At 37.6% G+C, this 20,335-nt stretch carries 18 protein-coding genes; 7 read left to right on the top strand and 11 right to left on the bottom strand.

The genetic code is table 11. From position 1 onward, the window contains the following. The first annotated feature begins 1 nt into the window (after position 1). Together porZ and recO are read left to right on the top strand one after the other, a co-directional pair. A complete protein-coding gene (gene porZ / locus ODR02_RS13670) occupies positions 2 to 2,254 on the top strand; it encodes a type IX secretion system anionic LPS delivery protein PorZ (RefSeq protein WP_309513068.1) in 2,253 nt (750 codons plus the stop codon). Continuing rightward, on the top strand, positions 2,254 to 2,940 hold the full coding sequence (recO, locus tag ODR02_RS13665; protein ID WP_105684253.1) for a DNA repair protein RecO: 687 nt from the start codon (positions 2,254 to 2,256) through the stop codon (positions 2,938 to 2,940). Before porZ ends, recO begins: the two co-directional genes overlap by 1 nt. A gap of 15 nt (positions 2,941 to 2,955) precedes the next feature. Here the strand turns inward: recO and ODR02_RS13660 are convergent, their stop codons facing one another. The 4 genes from ODR02_RS13660 to ODR02_RS13645 form a co-directional block, all read right to left on the bottom strand. After that, positions 2,956 to 5,625, bottom strand: coding sequence for an MGH1-like glycoside hydrolase domain-containing protein (locus ODR02_RS13660; protein WP_309513069.1), 2,670 nt, complete (start codon positions 5,623 to 5,625; stop codon positions 2,956 to 2,958). Positions 5,626 to 5,735: 110 nt separating this feature from the next. After that, positions 5,736 to 6,545: a glucose 1-dehydrogenase gene (locus ODR02_RS13655; RefSeq protein WP_309513070.1), complete on the bottom strand. Its 810-nt coding sequence runs from the start codon at positions 6,543 to 6,545 to the stop codon at positions 5,736 to 5,738. Between the two features lie 73 nt (positions 6,546 to 6,618). Continuing rightward, positions 6,619 to 7,092 (bottom strand): GNAT family N-acetyltransferase, encoded by a 474-nt coding sequence (locus ODR02_RS13650; RefSeq protein WP_309513071.1) that lies wholly within the window; start codon positions 7,090 to 7,092, stop codon positions 6,619 to 6,621. Positions 7,093 to 7,096: 4 nt separating this feature from the next. Next, complete coding sequence (locus tag ODR02_RS13645; protein ID WP_209785893.1) at positions 7,097 to 7,714, bottom strand: DUF1684 domain-containing protein; 618 nt, start codon at positions 7,712 to 7,714, stop codon at positions 7,097 to 7,099. Between the two features lie 130 nt (positions 7,715 to 7,844). On the opposite strand from ODR02_RS13645, the gene ODR02_RS13640 reads away from it, so the two are divergent. Next, a complete protein-coding gene (locus ODR02_RS13640; protein ID WP_209785894.1) occupies positions 7,845 to 9,425 on the top strand; it encodes a GMC family oxidoreductase N-terminal domain-containing protein in 1,581 nt (526 codons plus the stop codon). Between the two features lie 2 nt (positions 9,426 to 9,427). Here the strand turns inward: ODR02_RS13640 and ODR02_RS13635 are convergent, their stop codons facing one another. From ODR02_RS13635 to mqo, 3 genes are all read right to left on the bottom strand, one after another. Further along, positions 9,428 to 10,294 (bottom strand): AadS family aminoglycoside 6-adenylyltransferase, encoded by an 867-nt coding sequence (locus tag ODR02_RS13635; protein WP_209785895.1) that lies wholly within the window; start codon positions 10,292 to 10,294, stop codon positions 9,428 to 9,430. A 1-nt stretch (position 10,295) separates the two neighbouring features. After that, a complete protein-coding gene (locus tag ODR02_RS13630; protein ID WP_105684260.1) occupies positions 10,296 to 10,697 on the bottom strand; it encodes a hypothetical protein in 402 nt (133 codons plus the stop codon). Between the two features lie 67 nt (positions 10,698 to 10,764). Next, a complete protein-coding gene (gene mqo / locus ODR02_RS13625; protein ID WP_309513072.1) occupies positions 10,765 to 12,270 on the bottom strand; it encodes a malate dehydrogenase (quinone) in 1,506 nt (501 codons plus the stop codon). A 512-nt stretch (positions 12,271 to 12,782) separates the two neighbouring features. Here mqo and ODR02_RS13620 point away from each other — a divergent pair. Genes ODR02_RS13620 through ODR02_RS13610 form a run of 3 tightly spaced genes read left to right on the top strand, consistent with a single transcriptional unit; the run spans position 12,783 to position 15,500 of the window. Further along, positions 12,783 to 13,886, top strand: a complete 1,104-nt coding sequence (locus ODR02_RS13620; RefSeq protein WP_209785896.1) for a hypothetical protein — start codon at positions 12,783 to 12,785, stop codon at positions 13,884 to 13,886. 10 nt (positions 13,887 to 13,896) lie between these two features. Further along, on the top strand, positions 13,897 to 14,718 hold the full coding sequence (locus tag ODR02_RS13615; RefSeq protein ID WP_209785897.1) for a hypothetical protein: 822 nt from the start codon (positions 13,897 to 13,899) through the stop codon (positions 14,716 to 14,718). An 11-nt stretch (positions 14,719 to 14,729) separates the two neighbouring features. Further along, complete coding sequence (locus ODR02_RS13610) at positions 14,730 to 15,500, top strand: hypothetical protein (protein ID WP_309513073.1); 771 nt, start codon at positions 14,730 to 14,732, stop codon at positions 15,498 to 15,500. Positions 15,501 to 15,576: 76 nt separating this feature from the next. On the opposite strand, the gene ODR02_RS13605 is transcribed toward ODR02_RS13610, so the two are convergent. Further along, positions 15,577 to 16,617: an NAD(P)H-dependent glycerol-3-phosphate dehydrogenase gene (locus ODR02_RS13605; protein ID WP_309513074.1), complete on the bottom strand. Its 1,041-nt coding sequence runs from the start codon at positions 16,615 to 16,617 to the stop codon at positions 15,577 to 15,579. A gap of 224 nt (positions 16,618 to 16,841) precedes the next feature. Between ODR02_RS13605 and ODR02_RS13600 the strand changes: the two genes are divergently transcribed. Next, on the top strand, positions 16,842 to 17,855 hold the full coding sequence (locus ODR02_RS13600) for a M23 family metallopeptidase (RefSeq protein WP_309513075.1): 1,014 nt from the start codon (positions 16,842 to 16,844) through the stop codon (positions 17,853 to 17,855). Between the two features lie 157 nt (positions 17,856 to 18,012). Here ODR02_RS13600 and ODR02_RS13595 read toward each other — a convergent pair whose 3' ends face one another. The 3 genes from ODR02_RS13595 to ODR02_RS13585 are packed head-to-tail and all read right to left on the bottom strand — an operon-like array spanning position 18,013 to position 20,326. Then, positions 18,013 to 19,188: an MBL fold metallo-hydrolase gene (locus ODR02_RS13595; RefSeq protein ID WP_309513076.1), complete on the bottom strand. Its 1,176-nt coding sequence runs from the start codon at positions 19,186 to 19,188 to the stop codon at positions 18,013 to 18,015. A 15-nt stretch (positions 19,189 to 19,203) separates the two neighbouring features. Beyond that, positions 19,204 to 19,857, bottom strand: a complete 654-nt coding sequence (locus ODR02_RS13590) for an NAD(P)-dependent oxidoreductase (protein WP_105684268.1) — start codon at positions 19,855 to 19,857, stop codon at positions 19,204 to 19,206. A gap of 58 nt (positions 19,858 to 19,915) precedes the next feature. Beyond that, complete coding sequence (locus ODR02_RS13585) at positions 19,916 to 20,326, bottom strand: Rrf2 family transcriptional regulator (RefSeq protein ID WP_309513077.1); 411 nt, start codon at positions 20,324 to 20,326, stop codon at positions 19,916 to 19,918. Positions 20,327 to 20,335 lie beyond the last annotated feature (9 nt).

Raw genomic sequence — 20,335 nt, 5'->3', positions numbered from 1 at the left:
TATGAAAAAACTCTCTATAATTTCTCTTGGTATTTTAGCATCCCTGCAGCTGATAAAGGCTCAGGTTATTTCATCCAAAAAATGGGCTGATCTTTTTTCTTACAACAAGATCTTAGCAATGAAAGAAGACAATGGAAAAATCATTGCAGCTACAGAAAACGGAATATTCTATTATACCATATCAACAGGAGAAATTACGAAGTTATCCAAGGCCAATGGCCTGCACAATATCGGAATCACAGCCTTTGATTATAATCCACAGACTAAAACCGGGCTTATTGGTTATGAAAACGGATCTATGGATGTGATCACGCCACAAGAGATCAAATATATTGTTGATATTCCTATTGCTACAGGATATAACGGGAATAAAAAAATCAATCATATTTCCATAACCGGAGATCAGGCGGTAATTTCTGTAGGATATGGACTATCCATATTTAATCTGCAGAATAAAGAATTTGGTGATTCAGCATTTTTCCTGTCTGGCGGGGTTTACCAGGCAAGTAATGAAGCCACAATATTCGGAAATAAAGTATATTCTGTAACAGATACAGGATTGAAAAGCCATCAAATGAATACTACATTTCCGGTATATTCTACCTGGACAACGGAAGCTCCCGGAGTTTTCAAACATATAGATTCAGAATCAGAACTGGTTTTCTCAACGGCTACAGCAGCTTATATTTATAATAATGGTAGCCCAACACAACTTCCTACTACTTTTGAAAAAATCAGGGATGTGGTGATTAGTTCCAATAGTATTACCGTTACCGATAACAGAGTATATACCTATGGGATTAATGGAGTATCACAAAATGCGGTAAGCCTTGGTGAAGAATGTAATACTGCACTAACAGCCGGTGGAAAAATTCTAGGTGGAACTGTATTATCGGGAATCAAGGATGAAGGTAACAATACTTATAAACCTTCCGGTCCTTACTTCAATTTGGCGTATAATATCAATCTTTTTGATAATAACCAACTCCTTGTTTCTACCGGAGCAAGAGCGAATAATTATAACGAGCCGGCTATTAATCCTAAAAAACCTGGATTTTATTATTTCAGCGGTACAGAATGGATCTATCCTTCTTTTTTCATTAATAACCCACAATCCATCAATGTACTAGATGCTACGTTAAGTCCACTTAGTAATAATGAAGTATTTTTCACCAATTATACGATGTTTGATAACGGGGTGTACAAAATGAAATATAATGCTTCCAGCAAAGATTTTGAAATGGTAAAGTATTATAATCTCGGGGCACAGCCTTATTACAGACGCCCTGTAGGTTTTGCTACAGACTCCCAGAGTAATCTTTTTGTGTCTTTTGGTTTCAATGATGGAAATCCTTCTATAGGAATCTACGATAAAGCAGCTGATGATTTTCTTATCAAGAAAATAGTTCTTGCCAGTGATGGTACACAAAAACCGGTTTTCTACGAAAATATGTTATGGACCCCACTACCGAGATCTAATAATTTCTGGGTATATGACTATAAAAATGCCAATAATCTTTCTGACGACAATGATTATATCCTGGGAACAGCTAATGGATTTAATAGTTCAGGAGGAATATTATCCGTTGCATTTGATAAATCCGGTGATTCCTGGATCGGTACGGATGGAGGTTTAAGAATCATGCGCAACGCAGCATCCGAAATAAAGAATGCCCAACCTGAAGTAGAACCTATAGTTATAGAGCAGAATGGTTTGGGTGAAGAACTTTTCAGAGAATCAGCAATTCTGCAGATTGCAGTAGATGCCGGTGATTATAAATGGGTATCTGTTGACGGCGGTGGAGTTTATTACCTTTCTGCCGATGGTCAGAGAACCATAAAGCATTTTACAAAGGAAAATTCACCTCTTCCTACAAATAGTGTTACTGATATAAAAGTTGATAAAAAAACAGGGAAAGTATATTTTGTAACATATAATGGTATTGTAACCTATCAGGGAGATGTTGCGGATGTGACCTCTAATTTCGGAGATGTTATGGTGTATCCTAATCCTGTTGTTTATTCCAATTTCAAAGGAAAAGTTACGATTAAAGGTCTAGCAGAAAAAACCAATATAAGAATTGTGGATGCTGCAGGAAATGTAGTTCACTCTGCAGTAGCAAGAGGAGGTTATTATGAATGGGATCTTAATAACCAGAAAGGAACAAGAGTAGCATCAGGGATTTATTTTGTTCTGATGACGAATGAAGACGGGTCTGATAAAGCTACCGCCAAAATAGGAGTGGTTAATTAATGAATTCACAAAACGGTTTTTTACTTTCGTTTATAAAATATGGGGAAAATGATGCTGTATTGCATTGTTTTACAGAAGAAGAGGGTTTTCAAAGCTATTTTCTGAAAGGAATTTATTCCAAAAAGAATAAAAAGAAAGCCCTGCTTCAGCCATTGAGCCAGCTTAATTTTTCTGTAAATCCATCAAGAGGCAACGGTATACCGTCTGTTTCAAAGTTTGAACTGGTAAAAAACAATGATATTTACACCGATATAAGGGTCAATACTGTGATTTTCTTTATCTCAGATTTTCTAAGTCATATTCTGAAGTATGAGAATAAAAATATTCCGATCTATTCCGGTATCAATCATTTTATCAGTGAACTGACTCATAAAAATTATCAGGCACACCTTCTGTTTTTGCTGGCTTTTTTAAAAATACAGGGCGTTGCTCCTTTGCTGAGTGAAGGCAGGTTTTTAGATCCTGAAACGGGAACTTTTTCCCCGGGAATATGTCATCAGCTTTTCAATGAGGAAATTTCCACGCTGTGGAAAAAAGCCCTTTGTGCAGAGGATTTTTACTCCACAAAAATCCATTCGTCTTTAAGAAAAGATTTCCTTGACAGTCTTTTGGTATACTATCATTATCATATTACGGATTTCAAAACTCCCGCCTCACTGGAGGTTATACAACAGATATTTGAATAAGCCCCATTAGTCTTCTTACTTTTCTTTTGTTTTTTCAACATCATCCGGCATTTCCGTTTCGGATTCTGCCATTTCTTTTTTGGAAAACCGGGGTTGTAGAATTTTGGCAATAAGTCCTGTCCATCCTGTCTGATGGGAAGCTCCTACTCCACGACCGTTATCACCGTGAAAATATTCATAGAACAGGATATAATCTTTGAAATCCGGATCTGTCTGAAATCTTTCATACTGGCCATGAACAGGTCTTTTTCCATTTTCATCTTTCAAAAATATCTTGGCAAGCCTCTTGTTTAAAGCATCTGCAATCTGATCCAGATTTGAATAGTTTCCGCTTCCCGTAGGATATTCCACTAAAAAATCAGGGCTATAGTAAAAGAAAAAACGCTGAAGACTATCAATAATAAGGAAATTGATAGGAAACCATACCGGACCGCGCCAGTTGCTGTTCCCTCCAAAAAGTCCGCTATCACTTTCTGCAGGCGTATATTTTACACTATAATTCGTGTCATTCAGCAGTAATGTATAAGGATTGTTTTCATATTCCTTGGATAAAGCTCTTACTCCATAATCGCTTAAAAACTCATCCGGATTCAACATCCGGCTTAGCAGTCTTTTCAAACGGTGCCCCCGAAGTAAAGATAAAAGGTGTTTGGAATCCTGCCCTTTCACTTCCCACCTTGAAACCAAAGAGGCAAGTTCCGGTTTATTATCCAGTACCCATTTCATTCTTTTCTTGAAATTGGGAAGGTTTTCAATCATTTCATCATCAATGACCTCAACGGCAAACATTGGAATCAATCCAACAATGGTTCTTAACTTCAGGTACATATGTGTTCCATCATTGGAAGCTATGGCATCGTAAAAAAATTCATCCTGTTCATCCCAAAGGCTGAAATTTTCATCACCCATATTGTCCAGTGAATGGGCAATAGCCAGAAAGTGTTCGAAAAACTTCATCGCCATTTCCTCATACACATTGTTATAGAGAGCCAGTTCCAAAGCAATTCTCATCATATTCAGGGCAAACATCGCCATCCAGCTCGTACCGTCCGACTGCTCCAGCTGTTCTCCGTTTGGTAAAACAGTATTCCGGTCAAAAACACCAATATTATCAAGCCCTAAAAATCCGCCTTCAAAGATATTATTGCCATTAAGGTCTTTTTTGTTAACCCACCAGGTGAAATTCATCAACAGCTTCTGGAAAGCACTTTCCAAAAATTCCAGATCAGGTTTTTCTTTTAAGTATTCATCAATTTTGAATACTCTGAATACGGCCCATGCATGTACCGGAGGATTCACATCACTGAAATTCCACTCGTAAGCAGGAAGCTGTCCGTTAGGATGCATATACCATTCAAACAGGAAAAGTTTAAGCTGATGTTTTGCAAAATCCGGATCTATCAGTGAAAAACTGATGGTATGAAACGCCAGATCCCAGGTGGCATACCACGGATATTCCCATTTATCAGGCATGGAAATAATATGCTCATTATTAAGATGCTTCCAGTCGTAGTTTCTTATTTTCTCTCTGGACTTTGGAGGAGGCATTTCTGCAGGATCTCCTTTCAGCCATTTTTCAACATTATAGTGGTAAAACATTTTGTTCCACAACATTCCTGCAAAAGCTTGTCTTTGTACCAGTTTTTCATCTTCGGAAGAAATACCTTTCTGGATTTCTGCATAAAATTCATCTGCTTCTTTCTGTCTTTGTTCAAAAAGAGCATCGAAATCTTTAAAGGGTTCTCTTATATCCTTATCTGTAAGTCTGAATTCAAATATTTTAGATTCTCCGGCCTGAAAATCCTCATCAATGAAAAAAGAAGCTTTTGTTCCGGTATTCTGAGGATTGACCGACTGGGAATTTCCTGTCATCACAAAATTATTAATCCCGTCTTTACAGTATTTTGATTCATTGGAAGACTGGTAAAGCCTTTCATTATTGGTTTCATTGTTACAAAACAGGGTCTTTAAAGATTGTTTTGCATACACATTTTTTATCTCAATATCCTTATGGCTGACATTAATATGATCAGAATCTTCAGCAGACAATTGAGGCTTGTAGTCATCATATCCCCAATTCCATGTATTTCTGAACCAAACTGTCGGCAATAGTAAAAGAGGAGCTTCTTTTTCAGATTTATTGACTATTGTTATTCTGACAAGAATATCATTCTGGCTTTCCTTTGCATATTCAATAAAGATGTCAAAATATTCATTGTGATCAAAAATCCCTGTATCAATCAATTCATATTCCGGTTCTTCTTTTCCTCTTGCTGCATTTGTTTTTATCAGCTCTTCATAGGGGAAAGTATTTTGAGGATACTTATACAGCATTTTCATATAGGAATGCGTAGGAGTGGAATCTATGTAATAAAAGTATTCTTTTACATCTTCACCATGGTTTCCCTGCCCGTTCGTCAGTCCAAAGAACCGTTCTTTGACCATCTTATCCTTTTTGTTCCAGAATCCCACAGAAAATATCAGCTTCTGGAGATCATCACAGATTCCGCATATTCCTTCCTCGCCCCAGCGGTAAGTTTTGGCTTCTGCCGTATCATGACCAGTATAATTCCAGGCATCTCCGTTTTCACTATAGTCTTCACGAACAAGTCCCCATTCACGGTTACTGACATAGGGGCCCCATTTTTTCCATGAAACATCTGAAATTCTCTGTTTTTCTGACATAAGCGATAATTATAAGTAATGAATAATGAGCAATGAGTACTATACATTTGATTCAAGCTCTGAGAACAACCTCAAAACTTTAAACTTTAAATTTTGAACTTTGAATTCCTCTACCCTCCCGTAGAAAAACTTTCAAACGTGGTCATTCCACCATCCACAAAAATACTGGCTCCCGTTATATAATCGGCAAGATCACTGGCAAGAAATGCTGCCAGGTTTCCGATATCCTGCGGCTGTCCGATTCGGTTATAAGGAATCAGAGTAAGAAGGGAATTGAGGGCTTCCGGAGTACTCCATGCATTTTGATTAATAGGAGTCTGGATGGCACCCGGACAAATAGAATTCACACGGATTTTATCTGCTCCATATTCCTGAGCAAGGGTTTGCATGAGCATTCTTACGGCGCCTTTACTGGATGCATAATTAGCATGTCCGGCCCAAGGGATAATTTCGTGTACTGAACTGATATGAATGATTTTTCCACAAGCCACAGAACGTGAAGGATCTATTCCTCTCCTAAGAAACTCTTTAATGGCTTCTCTTGCGCATAGAAACTGTCCCGTCAGATTAACGCCTATGACAGCATTCCATTGATCCAAAGTCATTTCAGTAAATTTTGCATCTTTTTGAATCCCTGCATTATTGATCAGGATATCAACGGTTTGAAACTCAGAAACAACATCCTGAAACATTCTGACCACCTGATCTTCCTTGGATACATCACACTGATAGGTCATTCCTTTTCCTCCTGCATCCGTTATTTCTTTTAAAACGGTTTTAGCTTCTTCTGCAGATCTTTCTGAAGAATGATTAACAATGACTGCTGCCCCAGCTGATGCTAATGATTTTGCAATCCCTGAACCAATTCCACTGGAAGCTCCTGTGACTACAGCCACCTGATTTTGAAGTGATATTTCCATGTTTTGTAATTTGATGTTACTCAAAGTTATGGAAAGATATCAGCAGATAAAAAATTATGATTTTAAAATTTTATTAAAGTTTTTTGTACATCAGGTATTGGGGACCACTTCTTCCGATTCTGGTTTTGCCATCATAAATGTATCCAGCCTGAAGATAAATATGATAAGCAGAATTGTTTTTCTGGTTTACTGCCAATACAATTTCATCACAGGTATTGAAGTGGTTTCTGACAAAATCACCTACTTCCAGCATGGCAGCTTTCCCAATTCCCTTTCCCTGCATCTGAGGATTCACAGATAGAGAGCGTAATAGAACGGAATTTTCATTATCGGTAAGCTCAAGTTTATCATTCCCAAAATCAAGGACAAAAAAACCAACGGCTGCATCATTTTCAAATATGGTCACCGGAAATGCGTCTTCATCATTACGTTCACTGATGCTTTGTAAAGCCTGTTGGGCAGTTGCAGTAAAGCGCATCTGATTTTCATCCAGAGCATAGCTTATCCCAGAGAGATCTTCCTGTTTAAAGAATTCTAAGTGTATCATAATATTAGTGATGGTAGACATCTTCATACATTACCCCGGCACGGATTTCCACGGGAAGTTTATTTTCCTCAGGAACAATAGGGCAATTGTAATCGTAAGCGTTATAGGCACAGAAAGGATGATATGACTGGTTAAAATCAAGCACTATCGTATTTCCTTTCGGAATTTTTAAATCCATATATTTTCCTCCTCCATAGGTTTCTTTTTCATTGGTAGCATCACGGAAAGGAAGAAAAAGATAATCTTTGTATTTGTCCTGTTTGATCAAATCCAGACTCTGGTATAAAGTAACGGTATAAGGCTTTCCATCCAGTGTAAATGTTGCTTTTCCATATTCCTGATACGACTTTGTTTTTCCTGAAGACGTAGGAAGATCGAAGGGTTGGGTATCTTTTGATTGGACAAATTGTGCCGTAACTCTGTATTTGGCATCAAAAGGAAAGAAAGGATGTCCTTTAAAGTTTTTAAGGTTATCTTCTCTTAATGGAGTTTCTTTTGGATTGAAATATTCTGCATTCAGTTCTTTCTGAAATTTCTGTACCTCTTTTTCTTCTTTTGATATCTTTTTTTGAGAAAAAGCCCATAACGGAAGCAGTAAAAAGAGTATTATATATTTTTTCATGAATTTAAAATTATAAGTAAAACTATGAATTTCCGAAACAATAAAAGTTAAAATTGTAATAAAAAATATAATCTGTAATAAATAAAATACGAGCCTGCACCTCTAGCATACTTTTTGAAAAACAAAGCTCATGGACAGAAAAAGCTTCATTAAGACCAGTGCTTTGGCGATATCAGGATTTTATTTTCTTCAATCCGAATTACTTCACGCTAAAGCAAGAACAAACAATGAGATAAAGGAATACGATGATGTTCCGATTATCATTATTGGCAGTGGCTACGGAGGTGCTGTATCTGCCCTGCGTCTTTGTGAAGCCGGAAAAAAAGTAATCATCCTTGAAATGGGTCTTAACTGGGAAAAAGCAGGAATTCCCTTTTCCAATCTGCTGAAACCCGGGAAAAGTTCTGCATGGCTGAAAAAGAAAAGCATTGCTCCTTTTATGAATATTTTCTCTCTGACTCCTTTTACAGGAATACTGGACCGTCTGGATTTTGATCATATTAATATCTGGGTAGGAAGAGGTGTTGGCGGAGGTTCTCTGGTGAATGGAGGAATGGCCGTTACTCCCAAAGAAAGTTATTTCAAAGAAGTTTTCCCAGATCTTGATGCGGAAAAGTTTTACCATCATTACTTCCCTCTGGTACGGGAAGAACTTAAAGTAAATGTTATTGATGAACAGTTTCTGAAAGACTGTCCTTATTATAAGTTCACACGGGTAGGTGAAGAAGAGGCTCACAAGGCTGGTTTCAAGACGATAAGAGTTCCCAATGTGTATGATTTTAAGTATATGGAAAAAGAATTCAGGAATGAAGTCCCGCGTTCTGCTCTTAATACTGAAGTGATCTACGGAAACAACTATGGGAAAAACAGTTTAGATAAAACCTATCTCAGAAAAGCTCTTGAGACCGGAAATCTGGAGATTCTTGATCTTCACTGTGTGCAGACTATTCAAATGAATGATGATAAAAGCTATACATTAAATGTGCAGCAGATTGATACCTCCGGAGCTCTGGTTGCTCAGAAAGTTTTCAACTGTAAAAAACTGATTCTTTCCGCAGGAACCATGGGAACATTACAGCTTCTGTTGCAATCCCATGCAGAGAACGGATTTCCTGTCCATGAAAAGATTGGTAAAAACTGGGGAAATAACGGAAACTTTATGACGGGACGAAATTGGGTAAAACCTTTATCAGGAGGCACGGGAGCTAAGCAATCCACAATTCCTGTGGGAGGAATTGATAACTGGGATGATCCTGAGCATCCGTTTTTCACGGAAATTGCTCCTTTACCTATGGGAATGGATGTCGCTACAGCTTTGTATCTGCTGATCAACAGGGTTGATAAAAAGGGAGAAGTTGCTTACAATACAGCCAACAAATCTCTTACCTTGAACTGGAATGAAAGCAATACTGCCAAAATGAAAGAAAATGCTCAATACTTTATCAGAAAAATGAATAAGGCTAATGGAGGAACCAGAAGTCATTTACTTTTCAATAACGGCTTTGGTGCAGATATTTGTTATCATCCGCTTGGCGGGTGCGTTTTAGGTGAAGCTACCAACGAATATGGAAAACTAAAAGATCATGAGAATCTGTATGTTCTGGATGGGTCTTTAATTCCGGGAACTATTGGTGTCAATCCGTTTGTTACCATTACAGCTATTGCAGAATACTGTATTGAAAACCTTATCAGACAGAATGAATTTGCCTGAAATTAAGACTTTGTCTGTACTTCCTTAAGATAGTTTCTGATCTCATTTTCCAGCTTTTCCGGATAGATAAAATGAAACTTTTCAGCCAGTGAAGTTCCCAGCTCATGTACCAGATCTGCATATGCAGACAAGGCCTGCCAGTTTTTTTCAATATTGCTATCAGAGAAAGTAGCTTCTATCGTACTCCATAGTTCCTGAGATAAGTATTTTTTGAAAAGTCTTCCGTGTTTATTGGTTGTGATAGTATTCCAGTTATGATTTCCTGCAATAAACCATTCAATTAAAGGGACGAGATAATCTGTACGAAGAATATTTTCAGACATAAATTTAGCATAAAAAATATCTCCGCGCTTCAAACACTTTGCAACGTAGGTTGTATCCCACCAGAAGTCATTGATCAGCTGCCGGAACTCTTTTTCCGTTGGCTTCTGAATCATGACTGACTGATATGTCGGGGACTTCAGGTTTTCAGTCAGGTTATCTTTATCCAGTAAAACTTTATACCCTACATCCCAATCTTCGGGAAGAGTTTCTTGATTGATTTCTTCTATAAATTCTGCTACCTGATACAGCTTAAAGTCAACTTTCACATGATCTTTATACAAAACCATTTTCATTGCATGCTTTCCTTCAAAAACACGATCATCTTCTTCAATCATGGAAATAGGATCACCAAAAAGTTTTATCCATTCATTTCCGGATTCATAGGTTGTTCTGTTTTCAAAAACAAGTTCTATATCAAGGTCACTAAAATCATCTACAGGAGCGTAAGGGTTTACCAATGAACTGGTCAGGAGAACAACACGGATATCCGGATTGTTTTCAGCCCAATGAATAATCTGTTCTAATTTTTCTTCCCTTACTTTCATATTAATAGGATTCTGATATTTTCACACGATACACATCAGAAGAATTTCTTTTGATTGATTCTACAAAAAAGCCTCCTTCCTCATGAATAACTTCTTTCAGATCAAAACTTTTACAGTCTTTAGGAAGCCCGGAAAATATAAGGGTAAACCAAAAGTCTTTCATAAAAGGAACCGGTGTCCAGTAGGGAGAAATTGAAATATTTTCCGCATGAATCAGCTTGCTTCTATGCTCAGACTGGTTATCAAAAAGATAGGTTGAATGCCAGATCCTGATCAGGTTTCCTAAAAATGGTGATGCGGGAAAACAACAGTGTACAATAACCTGTTTCTCCTCTTCTGTTTTCGCCTGAAGAGATTCCAGGATTTCCTTTGCAATAACTGGTTTTACAATTATTTCTTCCACCTTTTTATGAGTAATAAGTAATGAGCAATGAGTAATAGCCTTTATTCCTCATTGCTCATTAGTGATGTTAATATTCTAATTCTAATTTTTCTTTTGTATAATGCCTTACTTCATGGGTCAGTTCCGGGTTTGCGGCCAGTTTTTGTCCGTAGGAAGGAATCATTTCAAGCAATTTCTCTTTCCATTCTCCATTCAGTTTTTCCGGGAAACATTTTTCCAGCACATTCAGCATGGCATATACTGCTGTAGATGCTCCTGGTGAAGCGCCTAATAAAGACGCAATCGTTCCGCTCTTATTCACAACCACTTCAGTCCCGAATTCCAGTTTACCACCATCTTTTTCATCTTTTTTGATGATCTGAACTCTTTGTCCTGCTACTTTCAATTCCCAGTCCTCTTCCTTGGCATCTTTGATAAATTCTCTTAAATGCTGCATTCTCTGAGATTTCGTCATCGCAACCTGCTGGATAAGATATTTCGTAAGAGGGATATTATGCCACCATGCTCCGAAAAGTGATTTTAAATTTTTGGTGTTCACACTTTCAGGAAGATCGAGATAGCTTCCCTCTCTTAAAAATTTGGTTGAGAACCCTGCAAAAGGTCCGAAAAGAAGAGCTTTCTTACCATCAATGATTCTAAGATCAAGGTGTGGAACTGACATTGGCGGAGCATCCACCGTAGCCTGTGTATATACTTTAGCATGGTGTTTTTCTACCAGCTCCTGATTATGACTTACCAGCCATTGCCCTGAAACCGGGAAACCTCCATATCCTTCACTTTCTTTAATATCTGAACTGTCCAGTAACGGAAGTGCATATCCTCCTGCCCCGATAAATACAAAGTCAGCAACGACCTCTTGTTTATGGCTATGAATCCTGTCTTTCACTTTCATTTCCCATTTACCACTTTCTCTGGGGCTGATGTCTTTTACTTCATGATATAAGAAAACCTCTACGTTAGAATCTTCCAGAAGGTGTCTTCCCATTTTTCTTGTCAATGTTCCGAAGTTAACATCCGTTCCCATATCCATCTTCGTTGCTGCCATTACTTCAGACTGATTTCTTTTACTCATCACCAAAGGAATCCATTCCCTCAGTTTATCATGATCTGTAGAAAATTCCATTCCTGAGAAGAGTACAGATTCTGCCATTTTATCATGACGTTTTCTAAGATATTCAGCATCTTTTTCTCCGAATACCAGGCTCATATGGGCACATGAATTGATAAACTCTTTCGGCTTATGAATATACCCTTTGGTGATCAGATAAGCCCAGAATTGTTTTGAAATTTCAAACTGTTCTGCAATGCTTTCTGCCTTAGTGATATCAATAGATCCATCCGGTTTTTCCGGCGTATAATTTAGCTCACAAAATGCGGAGTGCCCTGTTCCGGCATTGTTCCATGCTGCAGTACTTTCTTTGGCAAACCTTCCAAGTCTTTCAAAGATTGCAATTTCCAGATTTGGATCAAATTCATGAAGCAGCGTTGCTAAAGTGGCGCTCATGATTCCTCCGCCTATCAGTACAACGTCGTATTTAGGTTTCGGTGTTCTGCTTGTAAGCGATTGTGACATAATTTTAAAATTTTACTTCAAATTTCGGGAAAAGTTTTAAAAACCAGGACGCGTTTAACGATTTTAACACGTTATTTTTTCACTCAAAAATACTTCTTTAACACACAACAAAAAACAATGGAAAATTTCAATAAACTATTATTGAAATGATTGATAATGTAAAACATTTGTTTACAAAAATGTTAAATTTTTATTTTTTTTAATTCACTGAATGGTAACTAATTGATTGTTTTTTCAGGGATGAAATTTTATAAAAATTTAAGTTTATTTAAGTTCATCATATTAAACACTATAACCATAACCATTTACGCCATCACACTTTATCAACAATAAGTGATAAATCATTACATTAAATTTAAACAATCTCACTATTGATTGATAAATACATAATATTATAGATATAATTCTATACATACCACATTGCATGGCTGATTTTTTTACGTACCTTTCAATTGATTTAATACATATTCCAATAAGTATTTAATTAAAATTATTTCGTAAACATACTAAAGATGAAAATCATTAACTTCGTGAGTACACTATTCGCGACAGTGGCTTTTGCCCAAAGCGGAAGTGTAGGAATTAACACGTCCACACCAGACCCCAGTGCTATTCTGCACATTGAGAACTTCAATGGAACCCCAGCCACAGCTACAGCCACCATTTCAGGAGGAGCAGTTACCGGGATTACCATCAGCAACGGAGGCAGTGGCTATACTGCTGTACCAACAATCAATTTCTTTGGAGGAGGATCTATTGTTAACGGAGGATCAAAAGCCCGTGCTACAGCGACCATTTCCAATGGTCAGGTTACAGGTATCACCATTAACAACGGAGGCAGTGGCTACACTACAGCTCCTACAGTAACCGTTTCCGGAGGTAATAAAGGATTATTATTTCCCAACCTGAATATTGCTAACCTAAGCAGCACAACGAGTCCTGTTGCCTCTCCTGCCAATGCGCTCATTGGATTTAATGGAGGGACCAACAGCAACAACAAGGCTCTTCATTTTTTTAATGGGACAAACAATACATGGCAAAGCACCATTGATGCTCAAAATACGCCAAAGGTTGCCTATCTTGATTTTACCGGATCTTTATCTGCTCTAGACAATGCTATAGCCGGTGCCAGCACTCAGCTTATGGTTAATAATCCAGCCGTTTCCGGAGTTTCAAACATTAGCGGATTCAAAGTTCTTCCGAACACTGCCGGAGGATATTCCCTGATTCTTCCACAAGGAAATTATCTGGTAGAGGTTAACCTGAATTTAAATTCACCTCAGGAAAATCCATCGGGACAGGGAGGGACAGCTCCACTTTCAGGAAGCTCTTATTACCTGATGGGATATTTTATAGATTTTATCAACGATACCTATAATAATACAACGAATACCTTTACCGGAGGAGGGGCTACTAGAAAAGAAGTTCCTATTGTTTCTAAGATCAATACCAATCATCTTGCCACCTGGTCTTATTATTACACGGTTCCTGCTAATGCCAATGCCAATATTATAGGAGGGCTCAGATTAAACCTTGGAAGAATGCAGAACAGTACATTCTACGATCTTGTGAATGTGATCCCAACCGGTTCTTATATTAAAATATCTCAGCTTTAAAAGAATGAATATGAAAAAATATTACATGCTGCTATTATTGATTATAGCTCAGACCATATATGCACAGGTTGCTATTGGGAAATCTTCAGTGAACAGCTCTGCGGTTCTTGAAGTTTCACAATCTACCAACAAGGGAGTGCTTCTTCCAAGAGTGGATATTGTAGACATATTGAGTAATACTTCACCGGTAAATAATCCGGCAGAAGGACTGGTTGTGTACAATAAAGGAAATTCTATCAGTCCAGGTCTTTATATCTGGAAAAACAGCAGATGGACCCAGCTTTCCGATACTTATAATCTGGTAAGTTATATGATGCTTCAGCGTACTACTGATTATGCTGTATTGGGAGGTCTTGCCAACGGGACTTACAAAAATTTCAATGATGCTGCTTTTACTGTAGTATCCAATGATATCGGAGCTTTATACAATACCTCTACAGGAGTCATCACTCTTCCCGGAAACAGTGGTTATCTGGTGAATGTATGCCTGAACATCAGAACAGCTCTTGAGAGCAGTACTGCCGGAATCGGGGGAACTTCTGTTCATCTGCATCAGTATCTTGTAAAACTTATTGACCCGTCTACCGGAAATCAGTATGGGAAAACCATTAGCATCAATGCACAATCTATTGCCAGTAATAAGACTCATACGCTGAATATGAGCTTCTCCTTTGTAACTACTTCAACAGCTCCAATTCTTTTAGTTCCTGCCATTGCTCATGATGCAGGAGGAACTTATCAGAACGGATCAGGAGGAACAGCTCCTAATAACGGAGAAATAATCATTACGAATGCTAAAGTTGACATTCAAAGATCAGCACTTAATCAATAATCTATTGCACAATGAAAACATCTATTTACATAGCCTGTATGATACTGTTGAGTATTTTCTCAAATGCACAAGTTGGTATCAATACAAATACACCCAATGCCAGCAGCGTTCTGGACATTAATTCTTCCAATAAAGGGGTTCTTTTTCCGCAATATGACCTGCTTGCTCTTAACAGTACTTCAACTCCTATCGCCAATCCTGCAGATGGACTTATCATCTACAATAGCGGAGGAGCATCTACTTTTCCCAAAGGATATTATGTTTGGGTAAGAAATCAATGGCAGCGTATCATCGTTTCAGGTTCTGAACCTCAGATCATGTCTCTGCTTATCAGTTCGGGAGTACTTATCCCTACCGGAAGCACGAATAATACATTAGGGAACTTTACGGTAACTTCAAATAAAATTACAGGAGCTTCACTAGGTGTAGATAACTCCACGATTACACTGCCTGCCGGAACTTATATTGTTCGGTATTCTGTGGATTCCAGTAATGCAAATAACAACAACGGAACAGCTAATACCCAGTATCTTGGCCAGAATTTCACCTGTACAAGATCTTATCTGATTAATTCTGCTACCAGCGCAACCATCACGGAAACCAACAGAATGTGTCAGCTATCCAGTTCTTTTACATTTTATCAGGGAAGTTATTTTTTAGTCTTAGCTTCTCCAACCACTATTCGTCAGAAATTTGAATTTGATTCAGGAAACGGCTTTACAGCCAGCAATCTGAATGTGAGATCATCATTAGCACTTGTCATTACTAAGATGAGTCTATAAAAAAAACTTAAGCATGGGAAATGCTTAAGTTTAATTATTTATGTTTAACAGGACCTTAATTCTAAGGTCCTGTTTTTTAATTCAATTTTGCAGTCAGCTTTTTAAACTGCTTTTCAGCATTTTTACCTTCATACAGAATAGCATAGACTGTATCGATAATCGGGAGTTTAAGATTTTTTTGTTTCGCTGTTTGATAAATGGAATCAGCAGCGTAATATCCTTCTGCTACCATGTTCATAGACTGAATAGCAGATTTTACCGTATATCCTTTTCCAATCAGGTTTCCAAGGTTTCTGTTTCTTGAGAAAAGTGAATAGGCTGTTACCAAAAGGTCACCCAGATAAGCGCTTTCATTCACATCTCTAGGTGCTTCGTAGATGGCTTCAAGGAAAGTTTCCATTTCACGGATAGCATTGGAAACAAATACTGCTGTAAAGTTGTCCCCATACCCTAATCCACTTGCTATTCCCGCCCCGATGGCAAAAATATTCTTAAGGATTGCACTGTATTCATTTCCTAAAATATCTTTGCTTGTGTGTACCTTGATAAAGTCTGAACTGAAGATTCCTTCAAGTTTTTCAGCAATCTCATCTTCTACTGTCGCAATAGTAAGATAAGAAAGTCTTTCCATAGCCACCTCTTCAGCATGACAAGGGCCTGCAATAACGGCCTGGTTTCTAAAACCAATTTTAAATTCATCACGCAGATAATGCGCTACCACATCATTTACTTTAGGAATAATCCCTTTAATTGCAGAAATAAAGATCTTATCTGAATAATCACAGGTCATCTTATCCAATGTATCAGACAGGTAGATAGATGGTGTTGCCAAAACAATAACGTCACATGCAGAAACCAGTTCATTAATATCTGTTGTCAGTTTTAAACTTTTAAGATTAAAATGTGCTGCTGTAAGATAAGTTGGGTTATGTCCGCGAAGCTCAATGGCTCCCTTTACAAATTCACTTCTTACACACCAGTGTACTATTTTGCAGTTTTCAACAAGCATTTTTACGATAGCGGTTGCAAAACTTCCGCTCCCTACAACTCCTACAGAAATATCCTTTTTATTCTTTTTTGGATTCGAAGATTCTGAAATAATTTTCTTTTTAGCCATAATTGGAATGTGAACTGCAAAGATATTAAAACAAAGACGTAACGCGGGCTTTGAAACTATGATAAAAGCCATTTTCTGAAAAAATTAACACTTCAACACAATTAAATAGCTAATTAGCCGTTAAATACAGAAAAAACTGAATTTTAATTAAAAATAACTCACAAAGGTTATTTTTAATTAAATTTGCAGCTTCAAAACCGTTTTAACTTACTAAGAGAAGAAATATGAAAAAATTTCTAAACAGCAAGAAGAACGTAAACATTCTCCTGGGAGGACTTTTACTAGTAGTTTTTGCACAAGGTGTATTCATTGCAAAGCTCTTTTCCGAAAGAGATGACAAAACCTACGAAGTGAACCTTGTAAAAATAAACACTGAAAAAGACAGTGTAGATTATTTAAAAATGAAAACTGATCTTACCCTTGTAGATCAGACTGTTGCTCAACTCAACTCCTTCCTGAAGTCCAAAGACATTACCAATGAAAAACTGATGATGCTCAACCAGGACAGTATTTCAAATTCTATTTATCTTTCCAAACAAGCCAACCGATACAGCCAGTATCTGATGGATCTTCAGAAAAAACTGATGCAGGTTCCATTAGGAATGCCTACTGACGGATATATTTCTTCCAATTTCGGAGTGAGAAAAAATCCTATTCCATTCAAAACTGTTTTTGCTTCTGTAAAAACAAGTATTGCAACGGAAGCTAAACCGGCAGTTGCTGCAGCTCCAAAACCTGAAGTAAAAGCTGAACCTGTTGAGAAAATTATCGAGCTTACCGACAGCTATGGAAACAAAAGGGAAGTAAAAGTGATGGTTACTCCAAAAGCGGCTCCAGCTTCTACTACAACAAAAGCGGTTACCGGAGCCACAACAACCAAAACAGCGGTTGCTGAAAAAAACAATGCCCCTGCTGAAGCTGATCAGATGCAGTTCCACAAAGGATTGGACATTGCCGTTGCCTATGGCTCTGATGTAAGAGCCGCCGCCGCCGGAACCATTATTTTTTCCGGACAGAAAGGAGGTTATGGAAACTGCGTGATTGTTTCTCACGGAAATGGATTGGCTACGCTATACGGACATTTATCACAACTTGTTTCTAAGGTAAATGATAAAGTAAAAGTAGGCCAGGTAATAGCCAAATCCGGAAATTCAGGACGATCTACAGGACCACATCTGCATTATGAAGTACACAAAAACAATACCCCGATTAATCCGAAATTGTTTATGAATTTATAAAAGAAAGGCTGTCAAGATAGACAGCCTTTTTTGTTGATGATGAAATTTTTAAACCATTAAGGTTCTATTAAGGTTGTAAGAATATTAAGATGAGCTTCGCTTTAAGCAGAGTCTTTCTTTTATTTTCCTTAAATCAGCTTCAATCATTCAAAAAATCTTAATGGTTCAAAATCTTAAGAGTTCCTTTCGGATGGGTAAAAGTACCATCAGGACCTGCAATATTTGAATAAATAATATTTTTATTATAATCCTGAATATGGGTTACATTAAAACCAAGGTGTGGCTCATGCCAATAGACCATAAAAACATTTTTTGCTACTTCCACTGCAGTATATTCTACAGTATCAGTACTGTTTTTTGAACTTCCGGCTGTTCCTGTAAATGTCATTGTTTTGTTATCTTTAAAATCAAGAAGGAATTTTACAGCTCCAAAATCCACTTCCACTTGATGTCCGATTGCCGGATATGGAGATCTCAGATCCCAAGCCATTTCGCCAAAGAAAACTTTTGCTCCCATTCCCAACTCATCTTTTCCATGGAGATCAGGATATTTTTTAACCATAAAATCTACAACAGCAGAAGACGTTTTGTTTTCAGTGACTGCCTGTTTATAGTTTTCCAGATAGCTTTTCACAAAATCAAGAGATTTTGGTGACGTAGAAAGTTCTGCAAAATGGGAAGGAATAACCTGCTTCGGTTTCAATGCTTTCATAGCATCAATCTGCCCGATCCATTGATCAATTGCTTTTACATTCTGTGTATCTGCCATCCAAAGGTGTGAACCTACAGAAACTGAAATTCCGCCTGCAATAGTTTTAATGGAAGGAATCCAAAGAAAACTGTGTGCCGGATCTTCCGGATTTTGTCTGATTTCAATTGTATGACCTTCAAGATCAGGAATTGCAACAGCTGCTTCAGGAACAATAATTTCTGATGGAGCATCTGCTTTTAACTGTGGTTTCCACACGCCCATTTTATCATCTTTTGAAGCTGAGATCAAATAGGCTGTCTGAGCAGTTGAGATAATCTTTGCGCTAGGAAAGGCTTTTTTGATAACATCCAGTCCAAAATAAAAATCAGGATCACTGTGAGAAATAAAAATGGTTTTCAGATTTTTCCCTGTTGCCTTTATTTCTTTCACGAGCTGCTCTGCATACTGCTTCTGAAACTGGGCATCTACAAGTATGGCATCTTTATCTCCATAAATAATGGTAGAAGTAATAGGAAAAATAGCTTTGGTACCCGGATTATAAACTTTCACTTTAAGATTCCCTGCGAAAATGCTGATAAATCCTAATAAGGCCAATAACGACCATAATTTCTTTTGTATCATTTCTGTCTTTTTATGTTAGTAAGCTGCTGTAAAACGTTCACGGATGTGATTGTTCTGCTCTAATTCATCTACCAAAACTACAGCTACATCTTCTACAGACAGACGGCTTCTTCCGTTTTCATCAAATACCGGAGTTTCCAGTGACGTTCTGTATTTTCCTGTTCTTTCCCCTACGTTCGCCTGATTCATTTCTACAGCCGGGCTGAAGAAGGTCCAGTCCAACGTATTATTTTCTTTGATTTTGTTTAAATAGTCTCTCGCTGCTGTTGCACCCGGCTTGTAAGCTTCAGGGAAATCCGGAGTATCTACAATTTGTACATGATCCGGTGTATAAAGGCTTCCTGCTCCTCCTACTACGATCAGTCTTTTTACTCCTGATTGTTCTACTGCTTTTTGAATATTCTCAGAACCATTTAAAAAATCGTTGTAAAGATTAGGATTCGTCCATCCTGCATTGAATGTACTGATTACGGCATCGCTTCCTTTCAATGCTTCAGCCAATTCATCTACGTTGTTGACATCAATGCTCTTTGCGGTTACATTTTCCTGTGTTTTTACTTTGGATGCATCTCTTACCAATGCCTCTACAGCATATCCTCTGTCTGCTAATTCTGATACCACGTGTGCTCCTACAAATCCTGTTGCACCGATTACTGCTACTTTTTTCATAATGTTTTATTTTTAATTAAATTGTAATAAATTTTGTTACATTTAAAGATAAAAAATTTTATTCGAACTGGTCAGTGAATTCTTGTAATGTCTTGTCTCCTAAAAAGTTTACCACCAAACGATCTGTTTCTTCAAATAAAGTATTTAAATGATTGTTAATCTCTTTTCCAACACTGCATGCCGGATTAGGATTCTGATTTTTTTTCCCTAATACTTCTGTATTTTTTACGGCTTTATAGATCTCAGAAATTGTAATCACATCTGCATTTTTTGCAAGCTGGCTTCCTCCCTCTTTTCCCTGTCTGCTGATAATCAGGCCTGCTTCTTTCAACACACTGATCTCCTTTCGGACGATCACCGGATTCACATTGATACTACCCGCCATCCAGTCAGAAGTAAGCCACTCCTGAGGACTTTTCGCCAATAAGGTCATAATATGTACTGCCGTAGCAAATCTTGTATTGTTCATTGTAATTAC

It is taken from the genome of Chryseobacterium sp. CFS2, from assembly GCF_036543225.1.
Classification (GTDB): domain Bacteria; phylum Bacteroidota; class Bacteroidia; order Flavobacteriales; family Weeksellaceae; genus Chryseobacterium; species Chryseobacterium culicis_A.
Note: the sequence above shows the minus strand (reverse complement) of the source record. Positions and strands in the feature narration are given on the sequence as shown.

Excerpts from the sequence above, each read along its gene's own strand:
- ODR02_RS13655 (WP_309513070.1), bottom strand. The coding sequence starts at position 6,545 with ATGGAAATATCACTTCAAAATCAGGTGGCTGTAGTCACAGGAGCTTCC.
- ODR02_RS13650 (WP_309513071.1), bottom strand. The coding sequence starts at position 7,092 with ATGATACACTTAGAATTCTTTAAACAGGAAGATCTCTCTGGGATAAGC.
- ODR02_RS13585 (WP_309513077.1), bottom strand. The coding sequence starts at position 20,326 with ATGAACAATACAAGATTTGCTACGGCAGTACATATTATGACCTTATTG.
- ODR02_RS13600 (WP_309513075.1), top strand. The coding sequence starts at position 16,842 with ATGAAAAAATTTCTAAACAGCAAGAAGAACGTAAACATTCTCCTGGGA.
- recO (WP_105684253.1), top strand. The coding sequence starts at position 2,254 with ATGAATTCACAAAACGGTTTTTTACTTTCGTTTATAAAATATGGGGAA.
- mqo (WP_309513072.1), bottom strand. The coding sequence starts at position 12,270 with ATGTCACAATCGCTTACAAGCAGAACACCGAAACCTAAATACGACGTT.
- ODR02_RS13635 (WP_209785895.1), bottom strand. The coding sequence starts at position 10,294 with ATGAAAGTAAGGGAAGAAAAATTAGAACAGATTATTCATTGGGCTGAA.
- ODR02_RS13605 (WP_309513074.1), bottom strand. The coding sequence starts at position 16,617 with ATGGCTAAAAAGAAAATTATTTCAGAATCTTCGAATCCAAAAAAGAAT.
- ODR02_RS13610 (WP_309513073.1), top strand. The coding sequence starts at position 14,730 with ATGAAAACATCTATTTACATAGCCTGTATGATACTGTTGAGTATTTTC.
- porZ (WP_309513068.1), top strand. The coding sequence starts at position 2 with ATGAAAAAACTCTCTATAATTTCTCTTGGTATTTTAGCATCCCTGCAG.
- ODR02_RS13620 (WP_209785896.1), top strand. The coding sequence starts at position 12,783 with ATGAAAATCATTAACTTCGTGAGTACACTATTCGCGACAGTGGCTTTT.
- ODR02_RS13595 (WP_309513076.1), bottom strand. The coding sequence starts at position 19,188 with ATGATACAAAAGAAATTATGGTCGTTATTGGCCTTATTAGGATTTATC.
- ODR02_RS13640 (WP_209785894.1), top strand. The coding sequence starts at position 7,845 with ATGGACAGAAAAAGCTTCATTAAGACCAGTGCTTTGGCGATATCAGGA.
- ODR02_RS13590 (WP_105684268.1), bottom strand. The coding sequence starts at position 19,857 with ATGAAAAAAGTAGCAGTAATCGGTGCAACAGGATTTGTAGGAGCACAC.
- ODR02_RS13645 (WP_209785893.1), bottom strand. The coding sequence starts at position 7,714 with ATGAAAAAATATATAATACTCTTTTTACTGCTTCCGTTATGGGCTTTT.
- ODR02_RS13660 (WP_309513069.1), bottom strand. The coding sequence starts at position 5,625 with ATGTCAGAAAAACAGAGAATTTCAGATGTTTCATGGAAAAAATGGGGC.
- ODR02_RS13615 (WP_209785897.1), top strand. The coding sequence starts at position 13,897 with ATGAAAAAATATTACATGCTGCTATTATTGATTATAGCTCAGACCATA.